This window comes from Moorena sp. SIO4A1, assembly GCF_010672065.1.
Taxonomy (GTDB): domain Bacteria; phylum Cyanobacteriota; class Cyanobacteriia; order Cyanobacteriales; family Coleofasciculaceae; genus Moorena.
This window is the reverse complement of the sequence record NZ_JAAHHX010000800.1, coordinates 1-1,317: the sequence shown is the minus strand read 5'-3', so window position 1 is coordinate 1,317 and position 1,317 is coordinate 1. Positions and strand designations below refer to the sequence as shown.

General features: G+C 37.9%; 2 protein-coding genes. Both read left to right on the top strand.

The features are described from left to right. A partial coding sequence (locus tag F6K53_RS43020; RefSeq protein ID WP_293086777.1) for an acyltransferase occupies nucleotides 1–638 on the top strand: 638 nt, incomplete at its 5' end. 54 nt (nucleotides 639–692) lie between these two features. Further along, on the top strand, nucleotides 693–1,317 hold a 625-nt coding region (locus F6K53_RS43015; protein ID WP_293086774.1), incomplete at its 3' end, for a glycosyltransferase.

Sequence of the window (1,317 nt, the reverse complement as noted above, 5' to 3'; positions counted from 1 at the left end):
ACTATAAAAAAAAAGTAAGACAAAAATATTACCGTAAAAACCTGGGAAATCTTGGGGAAGACTGTTATATAGGCCAAAGCGTAATCAAAAATAATTTAAGTAAATTTTTTATTGGAAATCGAGTCACTGTAGAAAATAATGTAACTCTTGAATGTAATTTGGAAGACTCTGCTATTCATATTGGCGATCGCTCAATTATCCGAAGTTCAGCAATGCTCATATCTGCACAGGGTAAGATAAAAATTGGTAGTGACTGTAGTGTCAACCCTTTCTGTTTTTTTTATGGTGCAGGTGACTTAGTTATAGGAAACTGGGTCAGAATCGCTACCCATACTGTAATTGTTACTTCAAACTATACCTTTGATGATCTTGATACGCCTATCGACCTTCAACCGTCTATTAAGAAAGGTGTCATTATAGAAGATGATGTTTGGATAGGGGCGGGAGTAAGAATCCTTGATGGTTGCAGAATAGGTAGAGGTTCTGTCATCGGTGCTGGGACAGTTTTAACCAAGAGTGTTGAGCCTTACTCCGTAGTTGTAGGAGTACCAGGCAAGGTTATTCGTAAACGTGGTGAACCTAAAGAGAGTAAACAGGATCAAGTTTTTTCCAAGACTAGTCAAAGTCAACTAGATTGATCTAATCAAATTATTACTAATAAATAATTCCTAGCACTATTAGGAAAATTAGCCATGAAAAATCAAGAGCGTGTGCGAGTATTTATCGGATCTGGCGAAGCGAGTCTACTGGAGAGGAAAGTCTCAATTTACTCTCTTCGTAAGCATAGCCATAGGGAACTGGATATTTATGTTTTCAATGGCACCCACAATGCTATTGAACTTAATGATTATCAGCCTTATCTCGCTCCCATGTCCTTAAGAGTTAAATATCGGAATACAACTGAGTTTAGTCTCTATCGATATTTGATTCCACAGCTCTGTAACTATCAAGGTAAAGCTATTTATATTGACTCAGATACTATCTGTTTGACTGATATTGGTGAACTATTAGACACACCTTTGAATGGCTGTGATTTCCTGGTAAAAAGAGCTTATAGCAGTGAAGCTAAAGACCTTTGGGGCTTGAGCGTAATGCTGATCGATTGTCAAAAATGCAAATTTGATTTAGAAACCTACTACGACGAAATTGAGCAAGGTCTGTATTCTTACCCTGACTTTGCCCGTATGAGTCCTGCTTTTCTTGCTCATCACAATTACCAGATCGGAGAACTAGACCCCCTTTGGAATGTCTTTGATTACTATGACAACGATACGAAGTTAATCCACTATACGAACCTCTACACTCAACCCTGGAAGT